This is a genomic window from Pseudomonas sp. LBUM1646 (assembly GCF_059716165.1).
On record NZ_CP166810.1, the window covers coordinates 6,251,918 to 6,270,869 of the forward strand.

At 60.6% G+C, this 18,952-nt stretch carries 16 protein-coding genes; 2 read left to right on the top strand and 14 right to left on the bottom strand.

The window, feature by feature from the left end; translation table 11 throughout:
- Positions 1-86 precede the first annotated feature (86 nt).
- Positions 87-731, top strand: a complete 645-nt coding sequence (gene crp / locus ACA071_RS28595; RefSeq protein ID WP_497642099.1) for a cAMP-activated global transcriptional regulator CRP — start codon at positions 87-89, stop codon at positions 729-731.
- Here crp and ACA071_RS28600 read toward each other — a convergent pair.
- From ACA071_RS28600 to ACA071_RS28615, 4 genes are all read right to left on the bottom strand, one after another.
- A complete protein-coding gene (locus ACA071_RS28600) occupies positions 728-1,429 on the bottom strand; it encodes a lipoate--protein ligase family protein (RefSeq protein ID WP_497642100.1) in 702 nt (233 codons plus the stop codon). The two genes, crp and ACA071_RS28600, sit on opposite strands and share 4 nt — an antisense overlap.
- Before the next feature lie 67 nt (positions 1,430-1,496).
- Positions 1,497-2,333, bottom strand: a complete 837-nt coding sequence (trpC, locus tag ACA071_RS28605) for an indole-3-glycerol phosphate synthase TrpC (protein ID WP_497642102.1) — start codon at positions 2,331-2,333, stop codon at positions 1,497-1,499.
- Positions 2,330-3,379, bottom strand: a complete 1,050-nt coding sequence (gene trpD / locus ACA071_RS28610) for an anthranilate phosphoribosyltransferase (RefSeq protein WP_497642103.1) — start codon at positions 3,377-3,379, stop codon at positions 2,330-2,332. Before trpD ends, trpC begins: the two co-directional genes overlap by 4 nt.
- A 9-nt stretch (positions 3,380-3,388) precedes the next feature.
- On the bottom strand, positions 3,389-3,982 hold the full coding sequence (locus ACA071_RS28615) for an aminodeoxychorismate/anthranilate synthase component II (RefSeq protein WP_157713839.1): 594 nt from the start codon (positions 3,980-3,982) through the stop codon (positions 3,389-3,391).
- Positions 3,983-4,388: 406 nt separating this feature from the next.
- On the opposite strand from ACA071_RS28615, the gene estP reads away from it, so the two are divergent.
- A complete protein-coding gene (gene estP / locus ACA071_RS28620) occupies positions 4,389-6,299 on the top strand; it encodes an esterase EstP (RefSeq protein WP_497642104.1) in 1,911 nt (636 codons plus the stop codon).
- Positions 6,300-6,422: 123 nt separating this feature from the next.
- Here estP and trpE read toward each other — a convergent pair whose 3' ends face one another.
- The 10 genes from trpE to ACA071_RS28670 all read right to left on the bottom strand — a co-directional run bounded on the left by trpE (position 6,423) and on the right by ACA071_RS28670 (position 18,925).
- Entirely contained in the window at positions 6,423-7,904 is a 1,482-nt protein-coding gene (gene trpE / locus ACA071_RS28625) for an anthranilate synthase component I (protein ID WP_497642105.1), read from the bottom strand.
- A 71-nt stretch (positions 7,905-7,975) separates the two neighbouring features.
- Positions 7,976-8,794 carry a phosphoglycolate phosphatase gene (locus ACA071_RS28630; RefSeq protein ID WP_497642106.1) on the bottom strand — a complete coding sequence of 273 codons (819 nt, stop codon included), beginning with the start codon at positions 8,792-8,794 and terminating at the stop codon, positions 7,976-7,978.
- Positions 8,791-9,465 (bottom strand): ribulose-phosphate 3-epimerase, encoded by a 675-nt coding sequence (gene rpe / locus ACA071_RS28635; protein ID WP_123410522.1) that lies wholly within the window; start codon positions 9,463-9,465, stop codon positions 8,791-8,793. The genes ACA071_RS28630 and rpe overlap by 4 nt, the downstream gene beginning before the upstream one ends.
- A 106-nt stretch (positions 9,466-9,571) precedes the next feature.
- Positions 9,572-10,720, bottom strand: coding sequence for an iron-containing alcohol dehydrogenase (locus ACA071_RS28640; protein WP_497642108.1), 1,149 nt, complete (start codon positions 10,718-10,720; stop codon positions 9,572-9,574).
- A gap of 237 nt (positions 10,721-10,957) precedes the next feature.
- Complete coding sequence (locus ACA071_RS28645; RefSeq protein ID WP_169372820.1) at positions 10,958-11,782, bottom strand: ABC transporter permease; 825 nt, start codon at positions 11,780-11,782, stop codon at positions 10,958-10,960.
- A 12-nt stretch (positions 11,783-11,794) separates the two neighbouring features.
- A complete protein-coding gene (locus tag ACA071_RS28650) occupies positions 11,795-13,042 on the bottom strand; it encodes an ABC transporter permease (protein WP_497642110.1) in 1,248 nt (415 codons plus the stop codon).
- 194 nt (positions 13,043-13,236) lie between these two features.
- Positions 13,237-14,280 carry an ABC transporter substrate-binding protein gene (locus ACA071_RS28655; protein ID WP_497642112.1) on the bottom strand — a complete coding sequence of 348 codons (1,044 nt, stop codon included), beginning with the start codon at positions 14,278-14,280 and terminating at the stop codon, positions 13,237-13,239.
- 49 nt (positions 14,281-14,329) lie between these two features.
- Positions 14,330-15,454, bottom strand: coding sequence for an ABC transporter ATP-binding protein (locus tag ACA071_RS28660; protein WP_497642113.1), 1,125 nt, complete (start codon positions 15,452-15,454; stop codon positions 14,330-14,332).
- 345 nt (positions 15,455-15,799) lie between these two features.
- Positions 15,800-16,429 (bottom strand): response regulator, encoded by a 630-nt coding sequence (locus tag ACA071_RS28665; RefSeq protein WP_003210977.1) that lies wholly within the window; start codon positions 16,427-16,429, stop codon positions 15,800-15,802.
- Between the two features lie 102 nt (positions 16,430-16,531).
- Complete coding sequence (locus tag ACA071_RS28670) at positions 16,532-18,925, bottom strand: PAS domain-containing sensor histidine kinase (protein ID WP_497642114.1); 2,394 nt, start codon at positions 18,923-18,925, stop codon at positions 16,532-16,534.
- Between the last annotated feature and the right edge of the window lie 27 nt (positions 18,926-18,952).

Below are 18,952 nucleotides of genomic sequence, written 5' to 3' on the forward strand. Positions count from 1 at the left end.
CTGGCGCATAGCCCGCCTTGTAACGCCCGTCATCAGCAATTCATAAAAAAACCAACCACACCGTGCAGTCTTTTCGGGATACAACCATGGTTGCTATTACCCCAACACCCAAAATCAAGAACCTCGACAAGCTATTGATGCATTGCCAGCGCCGTCGGTACGCGGCCAAGAGCAACATCATCTGTGCCGGCGATCGTTCTGAAACCCTGTTCTTCATTATCAAGGGCTCGGTCACCATCCTGATCGAAGACGACGACGGCCGTGAGATGATCATCTCCTACCTGAACGCCGGGGACTTCTTCGGCGAACTCGGGCTGTTTGAACAAGCCGGCCTGGAGCAGGAACGCAGTGCCTGGGTACGCGCCAAGGTCGAATGCGAAGTCGCGGAAATCAGCTACGCGAAGTTCCGCGAACTATCTCAGCAGGATCCAGACATTCTTTACGTGCTCAGCGGACAAATCGCACAGCGCCTGCGCAATACCACGCGCAAGGTCGGCGACCTGGCCTTCTTCGATGTGACCGGTCGTGTCGCCCGCTGCCTGCTGGAACTGTGCAAGCAGCCAGACGCCATGACCCACCCGGACGGCATGCAGATCAAGGTGACCCGTCAGGAGATCGGACGGATTGTCGGGTGTTCCCGGGAGATGGTCGGTCGTGTACTCAAAGATCTTGAGGAGCGCAACCTGGTGGATGTCAAAGGCAAGACCATGGTGGTCTTCGGCACGCGTTAAACCTCGAACATCTCTGCCAGCAATTGGCAGTACAGCGCATGGAGGCGCTCCAGCGCATCAGGCGCGGCGAACTTTTCATGCAAGGCGATGTGGCTTTCGGCGCGAACCCGCTGTTCCAGACCGCACGCTTCATTGAAGCGGTTGACTGCCGCGACCATCGAATCCCGTTCGTTATCCAGCAACAACGCCCCGTGCACCAACCCTACCGGACGCGTACCGCCCTTGCTCTCGCGCCAGCGCTGTGCGGTACCGACCATTTTGCGACCGTCGAGGTTGACGTTGAAGCGGCCATCACAGAAGGCACCGTCGACTTCGCCCAATGACGAGACACCGCCCAACTCATCAAGCAGCTGACAAATCGGGTCGCAGAGTCGACGGTAGGCGGTTTCAATTCGGTTCTGGTCACCTTCGCTGCGCGGTGCTGCATAGACCAGAGCAATGTTGATGGTTGCGGCCGATTGCGGCACCGGCTCACCGCCGGTTTCGCGCAGCAGCACCGGCCAACCTGCAGCAGCCGACACCTCGCACGCTGCGTCGAAACCCGGAAGACGATTCAACCGACGCGGCATGACCAGCGCCCGATCGCTTGGCCGCCAAAACAGCAGACCAAACTCAGAATCGCCGGCGCACACATGAGCCAACAGATCCTGCTCGGCAAGCAGGCCGGCTTCGACAGTCAGGGCAACGGGCTGGGTCATGGCAGTAAAAATCCTTTGTCGGGGCTATAAAAAAGCCGGCATCGCCGGCTTCTTCATTGAATCAGGTTCAGTCGAGTGTAGAACCGCTCACCGCAGTGCCGCGCTCTGGAAAGAACAAACGCTGCAGCTCAGTGCCCGGGCTTTCGGCGCGCATGAAGGCTTCGCCGACCAGGAACGCATACACGTCGCTGATTTCCATCAGCTCGACATCGGCCCGGTTGAAAATACCGCTCTCGGTAATCACCAGGCGATCACGGGGAATGCGCGGCAACAGGTCGAGGGTGGTTTCCAGGTTGACGTCAAAGGTGTGCAGGTTGCGGTTGTTCACGCCCACCAACGGCGTGTCGAGGGTTTTCAAGGCCCGCTCCAGTTCGTTGCCATCGTGAACTTCCACCAGCACATCGAGGCCGACGCTTTTGGCCACAGCGGCCAGTTCGGCCATTTTCACGTCGTCCAGCGCAGAGACGATCAACAGTACGCAGTCGGCGCCCAGGGCACGGGCTTCAACGATCTGGTACGGATCGATCATGAAGTCCTTGCGGATCACCGGCAGTTTGCATGCCGCGCGAGCCTGTTGCAGGTACGCATCGGCGCCCTGGAAGTAATCGATATCGGTGAGCACCGACAGGCAAGTGGCGCCGCCCTTCTCATAGCTTTTGGCGATGTCGGCGGGAACGAAGTTCTCGCGGATCACGCCTTTGCTCGGCGAGGCTTTCTTGATCTCGGCAATTACCGCTGGCTGCTTGAGCTTGGCCTGGGCGATCAGTGCCTGGGCAAAACCACGGGGTGCATCGGCCGCCTTGGCCAGGCTTTCCAGCTCGGCCAGGCTGACACGGGCACTACGTTCGGCAACTTCCTGGACCTTGCGGGCCAGAATGTTTTCCAGAACCGTCGGTACACTCATCCCTCATTCTCCACTCGAAATACCGCGGTAAACGCACCCAACTCCTCGAGTTTCTCCCGAGCGAGGCCGGTGTGCAGCGCGTCGTGCGCCAGGGCAACGCCCTCTTTCAAACTTGTTGCGTGGTCAGCGGCATACAGCGCGGCACCGGCATTGAGCACAATCATCTCGGCGGCTTTCTGGCCGTTCTCGGTCTTGCGCTTGCCCAGGGCATCGCGAATCAGTTCGAGGGACGCGGCCGGACTGTCCACTGCCAGACCGTGCAGGCTCTGGCTCTTCATGCCCAGGTCTTCCGGCTCGACCCAATACTCGGTGATCTGGTCGTTCTTCAGTTCCGCCACAAAAGTTGGCGCTGCGAGACTGAACTCGTCCAGGCCATCCTTCGAGTGCACGACCAGCACATGTTTGCTGCCCAGACGTTGCAAGACTTCGGCCAATGGCCGGCACAACGCCGGGTTGAATACGCCCACCACCTGATGTTTCACGCCGGCCGGATTCGTAAGCGGGCCGAGCATGTTGAACAGGGTACGCAGGCCAAGATCCTTGCGCGGGCCAGCCGCATACTTCATGGCGCTGTGGTGGGTCTGGGCGAACATGAAACCGATGCCGACATTATCGATGCAGCGCGCCACCTGGACCGGCGTCAGATTCAGGTAGATCCCGGCCGCCTCCAGCAAGTCAGCGCTGCCGCTTTTGCCCGAGACGGCACGGTTACCGTGCTTGGCCACGGTGCACCCGGCCGCCGCGACCACAAAAGAAGAAGCGGTCGAGACGTTGAAGATATTCGCACCGTCACCGCCGGTGCCGACCACGTCGACGACGCCGTCGAGGGTCTTGAGTTCGACCTTGTCCGCCAGCTCACGCATGACCGATACCGCGCCGACGATTTCGTCGATGCTTTCGCTCTTCATGCGCATGGCCATCATGAACGCGCCGATCTGCGCGTCCGTGCATTGCCCGGTCATGATTTCGCGCATCACATCGCGCATTTCATCGGTGCTGAGGTCGAGGTGATCAACGATACGGCCCAGGGCTGTCTTGATGTTCATGAAAAGTCCTTAGCGCGTGCCGCCGGTTTGTTTGAGGAAGTTGGCGAACAGCTCGTGGCCCTGCTCGGTGAGAATCGATTCCGGGTGAAATTGCACACCCTCGATGTTCAGCGTCTTGTGGCGCAGGCCCATGATTTCGTCGACCGAACCGTCTTCGAGCTGGGTCCAGGCAGTCAACTCCAGACAGTCAGGCAGAGTTTCGCGCTTAACGATCAGCGAGTGGTAGCGCGTGACCGTCAGGGGATGATTCAGGCCTTCGAAAACGCCCTTGTCCTCGTGGAATACCGGACTAGTCTTACCGTGCATAACCTGACGGGCGCGCACCACGTCACCACCAAAGGCTTGGCCGATGGACTGATGACCGAGGCAGACACCGAGGATTGGCAGTTTGCCCGCAAAGTGTTTGATCGCTTCGATGGAGATGCCGGCTTCGGTCGGCGTGCAAGGACCGGGGGACACAACGATGCGCTCAGGGTTGAGGGCTTCGATTTCGGCAATGGTGAGTTCGTCGTTGCGCACGACTTTGACCTGGGAGCCAAGCTCACCAAGGTACTGCACAACGTTGTAGGTAAAAGAGTCGTAGTTATCGATCATCAGCAACATGGCGCTGGGAACCTCTTGAATTCACTGACTTTAAGACAGCCTTCGAATGATTACCCGCAGTGCGCTGCGCTTTGTCAGGTGCTGGAGTGGCGCCAGCAAAGCGGCATTTCATACAGGTAAAGAAGGCAAAGCGGTACAGGTCCGGCGGGGCCGGCAAAAGAATTCAGGCGCGCCAACGCCAGCGGGCGTGTGCCTTGATGACTTGATCCAGGAGTTTGCTGATGATCAACACGGGAAAGGTCTCATTCATACGTCTTGGCACAGTAACTTAGCTGGGCAGAGCGTGCAATATGGCGCGCGTGAAGGGTTGCGAAACAAATGAAGGGTTCGCGACAGATGGCAAAAGGCCGGAAGTTTTTGGTACTGTCGTTTCGTTCACTACAACAATAAATAAACGGACTTGCTCATGATCAAACAGACGTTGTTTGTACCGCTTGCCAGTTGCCTGCTCGCCATGGCCTGCGCCCAGGCGAATGCGGCACCCAACCCTTACTCGAACTTCGTGGTCTTCGGCGACAGCCTCAACGACGCCGGGACGTTTGCCGACACCGGCGGACCGGCCGGGGCGACCCAGCGCTTCACCAACCGCACCGGCCCGGTCTATCTGGACGGCAGCGGTGAAGAACGCTCGCTCAATGCCACGCAAATTCTTGGGGGGAAACTGGGGTACTCAGCGGACCAGACGGCGTCCTCTTCCTCGGCGGTACGCGCCAACGAAGGCTTGCCCGATGGCAACAACTGGGCGGTCGGCGGTTATCGCACCGACCAGATCCTCGATTCGATCACCAGCACCTCCGCCACCGGCGAACGCACCCGCGCGGGTTATCTGCCGTCGAACAACTTTCGCGCCGACCCGAATGCGCTGTATTACCTCTCGGGCGGCGGTAACGACTTCCTGCAAGGTCGCGTGACCAGCCTGCCCCAGGCCAGCGCCGCCGCCGACCGTTTGGCCAGCAGCGCGCAAGCCCTGCAACAGGCCGGTGCCCGCTACATCATGGTCTGGTTGCTGCCGGACATCGGCTTTACCCCGGCTTTCAACGGTTCTCCACTGCAAGCGTTCACGTCCCAGCTCAGCAGCCAGTTCAACACCGAACTGGTGAGCCAACTGCAGAGCATCAATGCCAACATCATCCCGCTGAACATTCCGGTTCTGCTCAAAGAGACGTTTGCCAACCCCGGGCAGTTCGGCCTGGCCACCGACCAGAACCTGAGCGCCACCTGCTTCAGCGGCAACAGTTGCACCGAGAACGCCCGTTACGGGATCAACAGTGCTACCCCAGACCCGACGAAGCTGATCTACAACGACTCAGTGCACCCGACCGAAGCCGGCCAGCGCCTGATTGCCGATTACGCCTACTCGCTGTTGTCCGCGCCATGGGAGGCGACCCTGCTGCCGCAAATGGCCCAGGGGACTTTGCGCTCCCATCAGGATGAGTTGCGCAACCAGTGGCTGGCAGATTGGGAAAACTGGCAAGGCGTCGGTCAATGGCGCGCGATTGTTGCCGCTGGTGGCCAACATCAGGACTTCGACAGCCAGCGCAGCGGCGCCAGTGCTGACGGCAATGGCGCCAACCTGAACATAGGCGGCAGCTACCGACTGAATGAAGCATGGCGCGTTGGCCTGGCCGCTGGCTTCTACAACCAGAAACTCGAAGCCGGCGACAACGATTCGGACTACAAGCTCAACACTTACATGGGTACGGCGTTCGCCCAGTACCAGCAAAACCGCTGGTGGGGTGACGCGGCAGTGACGGCCGGGCATCTGGACTACGACAGTCTCAAACGCAAATTCCAGTTGGGGGTCAACGAGCGCGGGGAGAAAGGCGATACCGACGGTTACCTGGTCGCCATCAGCGGCCGCCTGGGTTACGACATCGCGCCGCTGGCGAGCAGCCCGTGGCACCTGTCACCGTTCGTGAGCGCCGACTTCGCCAAGGTTGAGGTCGACGGTTACTCGGAAAATGGCGCCGACTCTACTGCGTTGACGTTCGATGACCAGTCGCGCATCTCCCGACGTCTTGGCATTGGCCTTCAGGGCAAGTACCAGTTCACCTCGCAAACCCAAGTGTTCGGCGAACTGGCTCACGAGCGTGAGTACAACGACGACACCCAGGACGTGACCATGAACCTCAACAGCCTGCCGAATAACCGCTATACCCTGGCCGGCTATACCCCGCAGACCAACCTGAACCGTCTGAACCTGGGCGTGAGCCACAACCTCACCAAAGATTTGGCATTGCGGGCCAGTTATGACATTCGCAAGGATGATGACTTTACCCAGCAGGGCGTCAACGTGGGGGTGAGTCTGGACTTTTAAATCGCAAGATCAAAAGATCGCAGCCTGCGATCTTTTGATGATCTGAATTGTCAGGCAATAAAAAACGCGGCGCCCTCACAGGCGCCGCGTTTTTTATGGTGATGCGATCCTCAGACCTGAGACTCAAGCGTCCGGAGTTTGCTCGGCCAAAGCCACAGCGCGGAACATCGCGCGGCGCTTGTTCAGGGTTTCTTCCCACTCCAGCGCCGGCACCGAATCGGCGACGATGCCGCCACCGGCCTGCACATGCAGTTCGCCGTCCTTGATCACCGCCGTGCGGATCGCAATCGCGGTGTCCATGTTGCCGTTCCAGGCGAAGTAACCGACCGCCCCGCCGTAGACGCCACGCTTGACCGGTTCCAGTTCGTCGATGATTTCCATCGCCCGAATCTTCGGCGCGCCGGACAAGGTGCCCGCCGGCAGAATCGCGCGCAGAGCGTCCATCGCTGTCAGCCCGGCCTTCAGTTGCCCGGTGACGTTGGACACGATGTGCATCACGTTGGAATAACGCTCGATCACCATCTTCTCGGTGAGCTTCACCGAACCGATTTCCGAAACGCGCCCCGTGTCGTTACGGCCAAGGTCAATCAGCATCAAGTGCTCGGCGATTTCCTTGTCGTCGGACAGCAGGTCTTTTTCCAGCGCCAGATCCGCCTCTTCATTGGCCCCGCGTGGGCGGGTGCCGGCAATCGGGCGCACGGTGATCAGGTTGTCTTCGACCCGCACCAGCACTTCCGGCGAACTGCCAACGACATGGAAGTCGCCGAAGTTGAAGAAGTACATGTAAGGCGTCGGGTTGAAGCAACGCAGCGCCCGGTACAGATCAATCGGCGCAGCCTTGAAGTCAATCGACATGCGCTGGGACGGCACGACCTGCATGCAGTCACCGGCCAGGATGTATTCCTTGATGGTGTCGACGGCTTTTTCGTAATCGTCCTGAGTGAAGCTCGAACGGAACACCGGGTCAGCGGATTGCTGCTTACTGAAATCCAGGCCACGACGCGGGGTGATCGGCTGGCGAAGTTTCTCCAGCAATTCTTCCAGGCGCGCCTGACCTTGCTCGAAGGCATCGGCTTGCGCAGGGTCGGCCAGAACGATTGCGTGCATCTTGCCGGCGAGGTTGTCGAACACCACCACCGCGTCGGAGACCATCAGCAGAATGTCCGGTACGCCCAGCGGATCCGGGTTCGGGCACTTGCCCAGACGCTTCTCCACATAACGCACACAGTCATAACCGAAGTAACCCACCAGCCCGCCGTTGAAGCGCGGCAGGCCAGGGATAGTCGGTACGTTGTAGCGGGCTTTGAATTCTTCAACGAACGCCAATGGATCTTCGGCTTCGTGGCTTTCGATCTCGACGCCGTCGTGGGTCACGCTCACCTGGTGATCGTGAACCCGCAACACGGTGCGGCACGGCAAGCCGATGATCGAGTAACGGCCCCACTTCTCCCCGCCCTGCACCGACTCCAGCAGATAGGAGTTCGGCTCGTCGGCCAGTTTCAGGTAGATCGACAGCGGCGTGTCGAAGTCGGCCAGGGTTTCGCAGGCCATCGGGATACGGTTATAGCCGGCAGCGGCCAAACGCAGGAATTCTTCGCGGATCATGGGGTAGCCTCGTGGCTTGAGGGTCTAACAGTCAGGTATGCAAACGCGCCGGTATGCCGGCCAGGAACAAGTCAGGCGCGCCAACGCCAGCGGGCCAGGGCCTTGATGACTTTCATCCAGAGTTTGCGAGTGACCACCACGATGGCGTTTCCAGAAGGGGGTTGAACAGCGTCGGGCAACGTTATCTCAGCCGTCAGATCCAGGCAACCGGGAATTAGCTTGCGCAGATCGTCGATCACCAGCGCCGGCGACTCTTCGGCAATCGGCCGGCCATGGTTGTAGCCATAACTCAGCGCCACGCACTTGACCCCCGCCGCTTTCGCCGCCAGTACATCACTGCGCGAATCGCCGACAAACAACGATTGCGATGCCGGAATGTTGGCCATTTTCATCACGAAGAACAGCGCCGCCGGGTCGGGTTTCTTCTTCGGCAAGGTGTCGCCGCCGATGATCCACTTGAAGTAACGACCGATCTTCATCTGATCCAACAGCGGCGCGACAAAGCATTCCGGCTTGTTGGTGATCAGCGCCATCTCGACGCCCTGCTTGTGCAGCCATTTCAAGGTATCGCGCACGCCGGGGTAGACCACGGTCAGCTCATGGCTGCCACCGTAGGCTTCCATGAAAATCTCCAGCGCGCCTTCGGCCTCGCCGTCGTCGACACTTGAATGGTCGATGCCGCCAGCCAGCGCGCGGCGAACCAGCACCGGCGCGCCGTTGCCGACCCACTCGCGCACCGACTCGAGGCCGGCGGGTTCACGGCCCATTTTGAGCAGCATGTTATCCACGGCAACCGCGAGGTCGGGGACCGAATCGATCAGCGTGCCATCCAGATCGAACATCACCAGCCGCGGCAGACGCCCCGGGAACAGTTGCTCAAAGCCACTCATGGACGAGCCAGCGCCAGTTCGGCGCGCATCTTCTCGATCACTTCCTGGTAGTTCGGCGCATTGAAGATCGCCGAGCCGGCCACAAAGGTATCGGCGCCAGCGGCGGCGATTTCACGAATATTGTTCACGTTCACCCCACCGTCGATTTCCAGACGAATGTCGCGCCCGGACGCATCGATCAGCGCACGAGCCTGACGCAGTTTGTCGAGGGTGCCGGGAATGAACTTCTGCCCGCCGAAGCCTGGGTTGACGCTCATCAGCAAGATCATGTCGACCTTGTCCATCACGTACTCAAGCACGCTCAGCGGCGTGGCCGGATTGAACACCAGGCCCGCCTTGCAGCCGCCCTCGCGGATCAGTTGCAGGGAACGGTCGACGTGCTGCGTGGCTTCCGGGTGGAAGGTGATGTAAGTCGCGCCGGCCTCGATGAAGTCGCCAACGATGCGATCCACCGGGCTGACCATCAGGTGTGCATCGATCGGCGCGGTCACGCCGTACTTGCGCAGTGCCGCGCACACCATCGGGCCGATGGTCAGGTTAGGCACGTAGTGGTTGTCCATGACGTCGAAGTGCACGAAGTCGGCGCCAGCGGCCAGGACGTTGTCCACTTCTTCACCCAGGCGGGCGAAGTCGGCGGAGAGAATCGACGGAGCAATTACGAAGGGCTGCATGACGCACCTTTTTTGAGCAGAATCACGATGGCGCGCATTGTATACCTCATGCTTTGACGCGCGCACTGTGACCGCGATGATTGGGCCTGCCTTCAATCATTAAGCGCTAGTACGCCGCGCGGTAGATCTTCTCGATATCGACGGCGCTCAACTTGCGTGGGTTGTTGCGCATCAGGCGCTCGATCCCCGCCGCTTCCACGGCCATGGCCGGGATCGCATCCTCGGGCACGCCGAAGCTGCGCAGGCCCAGGGGGATTTCCACTGCCAGGCACAACGCGGTCATCGCCTCCACGGCTTTGTCCGCCGCATCGGTGGCGCTCAGGTGCGCGGTTTTCACGCCCATGGCCTCGGCAATATCCTGCATGCGCTCGACGCAGGCCAACTTGTTCCATGTCATCACATAGGGCAGCAGCAAGGCATTACTGACGCCATGGGCAATGTTGTAGCGCCCGCCCAGCGGATACGCCAGCGCATGCACCGCGCCGACCCCGGCATTGCCGAACGCCATGCCGGCCATCAGGCTGGCGGTGGCCATGTCTTCGCGGGCTTGCAGGTTGGCCGGGTTGGCGTAGGCCTTGGGGAGCGCCTGGGTAATCAGCTTGATCGCGCCAATCGCCAGGGCATCGGTGATCGCCGAGGCATTCAGCGACAGGTAGGACTCGACCGCATGCACCAATGCATCGACGCCACTGGCGGCGGTGACACTGCGCGGGCAGGTCAGGGTCATTTGCGGGCTGACCAGCGCCACGTCCGGTAATAGATAGTCGCTGACGATGCCTTTCTTCAGCTGCGCGACCTTGTCGGAGAGGATCGCCACATTGGTGACTTCCGAACCGGTGCCGGCAGTGGTCGGGATCGCGATCAGCGGCGGGCCTTTGCGCGGTACCTGATCGACGCCGAACAAATCTTCCAGCGCGCCGTGGTAACCGGCATAAGCCGCCACGCTTTTGGCGATATCGATGGCACTGCCGCCGCCGAGGCCGATCAACCCGTCATGCCCGCCTTCGCGGTAGACGCGCATGCAGTCTTCGACGATGGCGATTTCCGGGTCGGGCAGGACGCGGTCGAAGATTTCGTAGGTGCGGTCGCCCAGTTGCGCCAGCGCCAGCTCGACCGTGCCGGACTTGACCAGGGCGGCATCGGTGACGATCAGCGGGTTATCCACATCCAGGCGGGTCAGCTCGGCCGCCAGTTGCTCGATGGCACCGGCGCCGGTGATCAGTTTGTGGGCAATTTTGAAAGAGGAAAGACTCATGTGCGCAGCCTCTTATCGATAGGGAGCTGGGCACAATAGTAGCTGGGGATTGGGGTTTGTCTGTTATTCAGCCAATGAATGACCAAACATCGCGACTGCCGCACAAAACCACTGCGCTGATCGTTCCCACGCTCTGCGTGGGAATGCAGCCGGGTACGCTCTGCGTCCCAAGAGCGGACGCGGAGCGTCCGGTGAGGCATTCCCACGCGGAGCGTGGGAACGATCATCAAAAGCCAGTCAGACCTGCGCGGTACGCAGTTTTTCGCTGCGGCCACGCAACCATTCCAGCGTCAGCAGCAGAATCACCGAGAAGGCAATCAGCAGCGTCGCCGCAGCTGCAATCGTCGGGCTGAGGTTTTCGCGGATACCGCTGAACATCTGCCGAGGTAAGGTCGCTTGTTCGGGACCGGCGAGGAACAGCGTCACCACTACCTCATCGAACGAGGTGGCGAAGGCAAACAGCGCCCCGGAGATCACACCCGGCGCGATCAGCGGCAAGGTCACCCGACGAAACGCAGTCAGCGGCGAAGCACCGAGGCTCGCAGCGGCCCGCACCAGGTTGTGGTTGAACCCCTGCAAGGTTGCCGACACTGTGATGATCACAAACGGCACACCCAACACCGCGTGCACCACGATCAGCGAGAAGAAGCTGTTGCCCAGGCCCAGCGGGGCGAAGAACAGATAACTCGCCACACCAATAATCACCACTGGCACCACCATCGGCGAAATCACCAGCGCCATCACCAGCGCCTTCCCCGGGAAGTCACCGCGGGTCAGGCCAATTGCCGCCAGCGTGCCAAAAATCATCGCCAGCACCGTGGCCGCCGGGGCGACGATGATGCTGTTCTTCAACGATCGCATCCATTCGGCCGAGGCGAAGAAGTCCTGGTACCAGTGCAGCGAGAAGCCCTGCAACGGGTACACCAGGAAACTGCCCGAGTTGAACGACAGCGGAATGATCACCAGCACCGGCAGGATCAGGAACAACAGCACCAGCCCGCAGAGAATGCGCAAACTGTAGAACCACACCCGTTCAATGGGCGACATATAAGGACTCAGCATTTCATTCTCCCCTTAGCTCAGGCGCAGGCGACTGGCGCCCACCAGCCAGCTGTAAATCAGATAAAGCACCACGGTCGCCAACAGCAGCAGCCCACCGAGCGCGGTCGCCATGCCCCAGTTGATACTGGTGTTGGTGTAGAAGGCGACGAAGTAGCTGACCATCTGATCGTTCGGGCTGCCCAGCAACGCCGGGGTGATGTAGTAGCCGATGGCGAGGATGAACACCAACAGGCAACCGGCGCCGACACCGGCATAGGTCTGCGGGAAGTACACCCGCCAGAAACTGGCGAACGGGTGGCAACCGAGGGAAATCGCCGCTCGCATGTAGGTCGGCGAGATGCCTTTCATCACGCTGTAGATCGGCAGGATCATGAACGGCAGCAGGATGTGCACCATCGAGATGTAAACCCCGGTGCGGTTGAACACCAGTTCCAACGGCTTATCGATGATGCCCATGGCCATCAGGCCGCTGTTGATCAATCCGCCGGACTGCAGCAACACGATCCACGCCGCGACGCGCACCAGGATCGACGTCCAGAACGGCAGCAGCACCAGAATCATCAACAGGTTGCTTTGGCGCGATGGCAGGTTCGCCAACAAGTAGGCCAACGGGTACGCCAGTACCAGGCAGATCACGGTAATGACCAGGCCCATCCAGAACGTGCGGGCGAAGATGTCGAGGTAGATCGCTTGATCGGGGGTCGCCGGGGCCACTTCGCCGAGGTCATCGATCCGGTGATCGACCGCCGCCAGCAAGTAGTACGGCGTGATGCTGCTGGTGTTGCGCCGCACAGCCTGCCAATAGGCCGGATCGCCCCAGCGTTCGTCGAGCCCTTCCAGCGCTTCTTTATAAGAGGCCGGTTCAGTGGCGAACGGCAAGGCGCGGGCGGTTTTGGTCAGCAGGCTGCGGTAGCCGGCCAATTCCATGTTCAAGCGCTTGGACAGGTCGCCCAAGGTCTGGTTTTTGCGCGCTTCAGCGAGGTCTTCGCTGGCGGCCTTATAAACCGCTTCTGCTGGAAGGCCGCGGCCGTCCCAACTGGCGATAGCCGTCACAGTGCGCGGCATGCCGCCGACCACTTCCGGGTTACCGACACTTTTGTAGAGCAGCGCCACAATCGGCACCAGGAACACCAGCAGCAGAAACAGCACCAGCGGCGCAATCAAGGCCTGGGCCTTCCAGCGATTGATCCGCTCGGCGTGCTTGAGCCGCTGCTTCAAGGTGGGGTCAGTGCCCGCGTTCAGGGGAACGGCGATAGCCATGGCGTACTCCGGAAATCTTTGATCGTTACAGAGGAAGCAAACGCGACCTCGAACTTTGGGTACTGATCGTTCCCACGCTCTGCGTGGTAACGCATCCAGTGACGCTCTGCGTCACAGGGACGCGGAGCGTCCCGGGCGGCATTCCCACGCGGAGCGTGGGAACGATCACAGGGGGCAAGCCCACAGGGTTGTGCTTATTTGGCAGCCCAGGAATTGAAGCGCTGCTCCAATTGCTCGCCGTTATCAGCCCAGAAGCTGACGTCGATCTGCACTTGGTTGGCGATGTTTTCCGGGGTGGTCGGCATGTCTTTCAACACATCCTTGGCCAGCAACGGAACGGCCTGGATGTTCGCCGGGCCGTAGGCGATGTTTTCCGAGTAGGTCTTTTGCTGCTGTGGAGCCACCGAGTAAGCGATGAATTTCTTCGCCGCTTCGGCACGGGTTTTATCCAGGCCTTTTGGAATCGCCCAGGCGTCGAAGTCGTAGATCCCGCCGTTCCACACCACTTTCAGGTTGCTTTCTTTCTGTACCGCAGCAATCCGGCCGTTGTAGGCCGAGCTCATGACCACGTCACCGGAAGCGAGGTACTGCGGCGGCTGTGCGCCGGCTTCCCACCACTGGATGCTTGGTTTGAGTTCATCGAGTTTCTTGAACGCGCGGTCCTGGCCGTCTTTGCCGGCCAGCACTTTGTAGACGTCTTTCGGCGCGACGCCGTCGGCCATCAATGCGAATTCCAGGGTGTACTTGGCGCCTTTACGCAGGCCGCGTTTGCCCGGGAATTTCTTGGTGTCCCAGAAATCTACCCAGCTAGTCGGTGCGGAAGCCAATTTGTCGGCGTTGTAGGCCAACACGGTCGACCAGACGAAGAAGCCCACGCCGCACGGCTGGATCGCGCCTTTGACGTAATCTTCGGACTTGCCGAACAACTTCGGATCAAGCTGCTCGAACATGTCTTCGTCGCAACCACGGGACAGTTCTGGCGATTCAACCTCTACCAGGTCCCAGGACACGCTCTTGGTGTCGACCATGGCTTTGACCTTGGCCATCTCACCGTTGTATTCGCCAGCGACGATCTTGCCGTTGCCCGCCGCTTCCCACGGTGCGTAGAAAGCCTTGGTCTGCGCGGCCTTGTTCGCCCCGCCAAAGGACACCACGGTCAGGTCCGGGCCTGCCGCCATCGCGTGTGCCGCACCGATCATGCCCATGACCAAAGCGGTGAATTTCAGGGATCTCAACATTTATTGTTCTCTCCACGTGCAGGGTTGGTGTTGGTATTGCGGGGGGCGATCAATGCGCCTCTAAAAGAGGGTCGAGCGCGCGAACGTGCTCGACCTGCCAGCCAAGCGGTACCACGTCGCCAACCGCCAGTTCGGGATCGAGTTCGGCGATCGGTTGTTTCACAAAGAAGTCGGTCTTGCCGCAGACTTCCAGGCGAACCCGGACGTGGTCGCCCAGATAGATGAATTCCGCCACCCGCCCTGAGAAGCGGTTGACGCAGGACTCGCTCGAACCATTGAGGCTCACGCGTTCCGGGCGAATCGATAGCGTGACGGGTTCGCCGGTCTTGCCGACGTTGACCGCCAGCGCTTCAACCTTTTCCCCGCGCCCCAGCTCGACAATGCAGCGATCGCCGGTGTGGCTGTGCAAGCGGCCGTTGAGGCGGTTGTTCTCGCCGATGAAGTTGGCGACGAAGGTGTTCTTCGGTTCTTCGTAAAGCGAACGCGGCGGCGCGATCTGCTGGATTTCGCCCTGGTGGAACACCGCCACACGGTCAGACATGGTCAGGGCTTCGCCCTGGTCGTGGGTCACGTAGACCACGGTCACGCCGAGGCGCTGGTGCAGGTGTTTGATTTCCATCTGCATGTGTTCACGCAGTTGTTTGTCGAGGGCGCCGAGGGGTTCGTCCATCAGCACCAGTTGCGGTTCGAACACCAGCGCGCGGGCCAGGGCGACACGCTGTTGCTGGCCACCGGACAGTTGCGCCGGGTAGCGCTGGGCGAATGCATCGAGCTGGACCATGCTCAGGACTTTTTTGACCTTGTCGCTGACATCGCTCTTGTTCAAACCGCGCACGGTCAGCGGGAATGCGAGGTTCTCGGACACGGTCATGTGCGGGAACAGCGCGTAGTTCTGAAACACCATGCCGATGTCACGCTTGTGCGGCGGCACGTTGTTGATGGAGCGCCCGGCCAGCAGGATTTCGCCGGCAGTCGGGGTTTCGAAACCGGCGAGCATCATCAGGCTGGTGGTCTTGCCGGAGCCGGACGGCCCGAGCAGAGTGAGGAATTCGCCTTTGCGAATGTCCAGGTTGAGGTCTTTGACGATCAGGTTCTCGCCGTCGTAGCTCTTCTGCACTCCACGAAAGCTGACCAGAATGTCATTGGCCCCTGCACTTGAATCGACCTGGCTCATACCCACACCTTTGTTGTTGATGACTGCTTGTGGGCTAAGCCTAGTGGACACTGGGGACCACGCAAATCGGGGCGCAGGAGAGAATCGCCTCAGCCGGATGGAAGGTTGGGGGTAGGGATTGCCCTACACAGATGGCGCGTTTTGGCAAACGCAGCGGCAAGCGGTCAGTTGCAAGCCGCAAGAACAGGCAAAAGCAGGTTTGCGGGGTGTCGCAAATGGATATGCCACCGCGCGCCCCGTAGGAGCTGCCGAAGGCTGCGATCTTTCGGCGGCCTCAAGACTGCCGAAGATCAAGATCAAAAGATCGCAGCCTTCGGCAGCTCCTGCGGGGGACCGCGTTCTTTTTCAGAGGAGCTTGTGCTCCATCGCGTATTTGACCAGTTCCGCCAGGGAGGTGATGTTGAGCTTTTGCATCAGCCGCGCCTTGTGGGTGCTGATGGTTTTGCTGCTCAGGGCCAGTTGCTGGGCGATGTCGTTGACGTTGGCGCCCTGGGCCAGGCGTTCGAACACCGAGAATTCGCGCTCCGAGAGCAATGAGTGCAACGGCCGCGAATCAGTCAGGCCGACTTCGAAGACCATGCGGTCGGCCAGGTCCGGGTCGATATAGCGCCCGCCCGCCGCGACCTTGCGGATGGCGGTCAGCAGCAGCGCCGGATCGCTGTCCTTGGTCGCATAGCCGGCAGCGCCGACCTTCAATGCACGGGCGGCCATTTGCGCTTCATCGTGCATCGACAGCACCAGGATCGCCGGCGGATTGTTCAGCGCGCGGATCCGTGGAATCGCCTCCAGGCCGTTGACCCCGGGCATGGAGATGTCCAGCAACACCACTTCGCAGGGCACATGACGCAAGGTTTCGAGCAACTGCTCGCCATTGCTCGCCTCCCCGACCACCAGCAAATCCTTGGCCAGGCCGATCAATTGCTTGATGCCTTCCCGGACGATGGTGTGGTCTTCGGCTACCAGTACACGGATCACTTGCCTCTCCTCGTTTATTGCATTGACGCTGAAAAGATCGCAGCCTTCGGCAGCTCCTACAGGGTATGCGTTCGGCGTAGGAGCTGCCGCAGGCTGCGATCTTTAGCGGTCCAACGGCACGCGCACACTCAGGGTCGTGCCCTCCCCCGGCTCACTTTCAAGCGATAACTGCCCACCCATGATCAGCACCCGTTCGCGCATACCCACTACGCCAAAGGATGTTGGCCGACCGGTGGCTGGGACAAATCCTACGCCATCATCGCTGACGGTCAGGCACAACTCGTCGCCTTCCAGCACCAGTGTCAGTTCGACAGTATGCGCCTGGGCATGGCGCATGACATTGGTCAGCGCTTCCTGAAGGATGCGGAACAAGCCAATCGCCTTGGCATCGCTGAGCGCCGGCAGGTTCTCCGGCACCTGTACCAGGCACGGAATCTGCGTGCGCGCTTCGAAACGCCGGGCCTGCCATTCAATGGCCGAGGCGATCCCGGCATCGAGAATCGGTGGCCGCAGCGCCGTGGCCACATCCCGCACCAGTTGGAACAGTTGAGCGATCAAGCGCTTCATGCTGTTCAAGCGTTCGTGAAGACCAGGGTCAAGCTGCGCGTAGGCCAATTCGCACATGGAAGTTTCCAGTTTCAGCACGGTCAGCATCTGCCCCAGTTCGTCGTGAACTTCCCGGGCGATGCGGGCCTTCTCCTCTTCCCGCACGCTCTCCAGGTGGGCCGATAATTCGCGCAGTTGCTCCCGGGAACTGGCCAATTCCAGTTCGATGCGCTTGCTTTCGCTGATGTCCCAGACGATCCCGTCCCAGACATACGCGCCATCCTCCAGTCGCCGGGTAATGGCCTTGATCTCGGCCCAGCGCTGCTCGCCTGAACGGGTGAGAATCCGCCCCTGCCACGACCAGTCGCTATCGGTGTCCAGCGCATGATCCTGAGTCTGGTGATAACTGACCTTGTCGTCCGGGTGCACCAGACTGCGCAGACCTTTATCCCGATGAGCCAGGGTGGCTGGCGAATAACCGACCAGGCTCTCGCTGCCTTCACTGATGTAGGCAAAGTCGATCTGCCCTGTCACCGGCGCCCGCTCCAGACGAAAGACCAATCCCGGCACGTTGGCGGCGATCCCTTGCAACCGCGCCTCGCTTTCCTGCAGCGCGGCCAAGGCACGGCGGCGTTCTGTGACGTCATTCAGGTACACGACCAGGTATTCGCCCTCGCGAAAGCGCAGGAAGCTCAACGAAACATCCGCTGGCAGGATGCTGCCGTCGGCCCGCACGCAATTGGTTTCGAAACTTTGCGGTCCTTCTTCGCTGGCCCGGGCGCGTTTCCACAGGTTCAGCCAGCGGTCCATGTGCAGGCCGGGTTCAAAGTCGATCAACGGACGGTCGATGATCCCGCCGGACGGATAGCCGAGCATGGTTTCGGCGGCGCGGTTGGCGTAACGCACGTGGCTGTCCCAATTGACCCAAAGAATGCCGACGGTGCTTTGATCGATGGAGAACTGGGTCAGGCGCAGCGCTTCTTCGCTGGCCTGGCGCAGGGCAATGTCTTGCCGCGCCGCCAGCAGCCGCTGCTCCAGACTATGTTGTTGGCGCCGCTGCCAGAACACGATGGCGATGCTGCTGAGCAGCAACACTGCCAAGAGCAGACAAAGGTTCTGCCAGAATCCCGGGGACTCGGACAATCGCGGGTATTTGGGTTGCAGCCATTGGTTGTGCAGTTGCTCCAGATCCTTGGCCGGTATCGCCCGCAGCGCGCTTTCGACGATTCCAGCCAGCTCCGGCCAGTCCCGACGCGTGGCCACCCGCAGCAGTTGCGGCAACCCAATGTCGCCCACAACCACTAGCCCGGCGAATTCCGGCTCGGCGGAAAAACGCCCCAACTGCGCCTCGTCCACTACGGCATAGCCGGCCTGCTGACTCAACAGCAACTGCAACGCCTGGCGCTCGATCGGTACGCCTTGCAGGTTCAGATGGGGAAAGTTACTGCGCAAGTAATCGGCAGTGACGCTGGGCATGCGCACGGCGACGCGGGTCTGGCTGTCGAGTTTTTCCAGCTCCACCGCGCCGGTGCCCTTCTGGCCACTGACCACCAGTTGCGGCACGCGCATGTACGGATCGGAAAACTGCCAGAGCCGCAACCCACCAGGGGTTTGGGTCAGCCCCGGGACGATATCGACTTCACCCTCGCGCACCGCCGCTTCCAGTTGCTCCACGTCCGGGAAGTTGCGCCAGCTGAGCTCGACCTTGAGGGACTTGGCCAGCCACTTCATCAGCTCGACGTTCACCCCGGACAAACGCTGCAAGCGCCGATCGTATTGAGCGTACGGCGCCTGCAAAACCAGCCCGACGCGCAATTCACCATGCTGCGCCAGCCATTGCTGCTGGGCTGCCGACAACTGCGCAACGTGCGTCGGGGGCGCGGGCGCCGCCCAGCCCATCAAGGGAAACCACAAACAGCCGATAACCCACAGGCAGCGAAAACGCATCATTGAAGTCTCACACACTGACAAATACTG

Excerpts from the sequence above, each read along its gene's own strand:
- ACA071_RS28660 (WP_497642113.1), bottom strand. The coding sequence starts at position 15,454 with ATGAGCCAGGTCGATTCAAGTGCAGGGGCCAATGACATTCTGGTCAGC.
- ACA071_RS28630 (WP_497642106.1), bottom strand. The coding sequence starts at position 8,794 with ATGAGTGGCTTTGAGCAACTGTTCCCGGGGCGTCTGCCGCGGCTGGTG.
- ACA071_RS28670 (WP_497642114.1), bottom strand. The coding sequence starts at position 18,925 with ATGATGCGTTTTCGCTGCCTGTGGGTTATCGGCTGTTTGTGGTTTCCC.
- ACA071_RS28640 (WP_497642108.1), bottom strand. The coding sequence starts at position 10,720 with ATGAGTCTTTCCTCTTTCAAAATTGCCCACAAACTGATCACCGGCGCC.
- trpC (WP_497642102.1), bottom strand. The coding sequence starts at position 2,333 with ATGAGTGTACCGACGGTTCTGGAAAACATTCTGGCCCGCAAGGTCCAG.
- estP (WP_497642104.1), top strand. The coding sequence starts at position 4,389 with ATGATCAAACAGACGTTGTTTGTACCGCTTGCCAGTTGCCTGCTCGCC.
- ACA071_RS28645 (WP_169372820.1), bottom strand. The coding sequence starts at position 11,782 with ATGCTGAGTCCTTATATGTCGCCCATTGAACGGGTGTGGTTCTACAGT.
- ACA071_RS28615 (WP_157713839.1), bottom strand. The coding sequence starts at position 3,982 with ATGTTGCTGATGATCGATAACTACGACTCTTTTACCTACAACGTTGTG.
- ACA071_RS28650 (WP_497642110.1), bottom strand. The coding sequence starts at position 13,042 with ATGGCTATCGCCGTTCCCCTGAACGCGGGCACTGACCCCACCTTGAAG.
- ACA071_RS28655 (WP_497642112.1), bottom strand. The coding sequence starts at position 14,280 with ATGTTGAGATCCCTGAAATTCACCGCTTTGGTCATGGGCATGATCGGT.
- crp (WP_497642099.1), top strand. The coding sequence starts at position 87 with ATGGTTGCTATTACCCCAACACCCAAAATCAAGAACCTCGACAAGCTA.
- ACA071_RS28600 (WP_497642100.1), bottom strand. The coding sequence starts at position 1,429 with ATGACCCAGCCCGTTGCCCTGACTGTCGAAGCCGGCCTGCTTGCCGAG.
- rpe (WP_123410522.1), bottom strand. The coding sequence starts at position 9,465 with ATGCAGCCCTTCGTAATTGCTCCGTCGATTCTCTCCGCCGACTTCGCC.
- trpE (WP_497642105.1), bottom strand. The coding sequence starts at position 7,904 with ATGATCCGCGAAGAATTCCTGCGTTTGGCCGCTGCCGGCTATAACCGT.
- trpD (WP_497642103.1), bottom strand. The coding sequence starts at position 3,379 with ATGAACATCAAGACAGCCCTGGGCCGTATCGTTGATCACCTCGACCTC.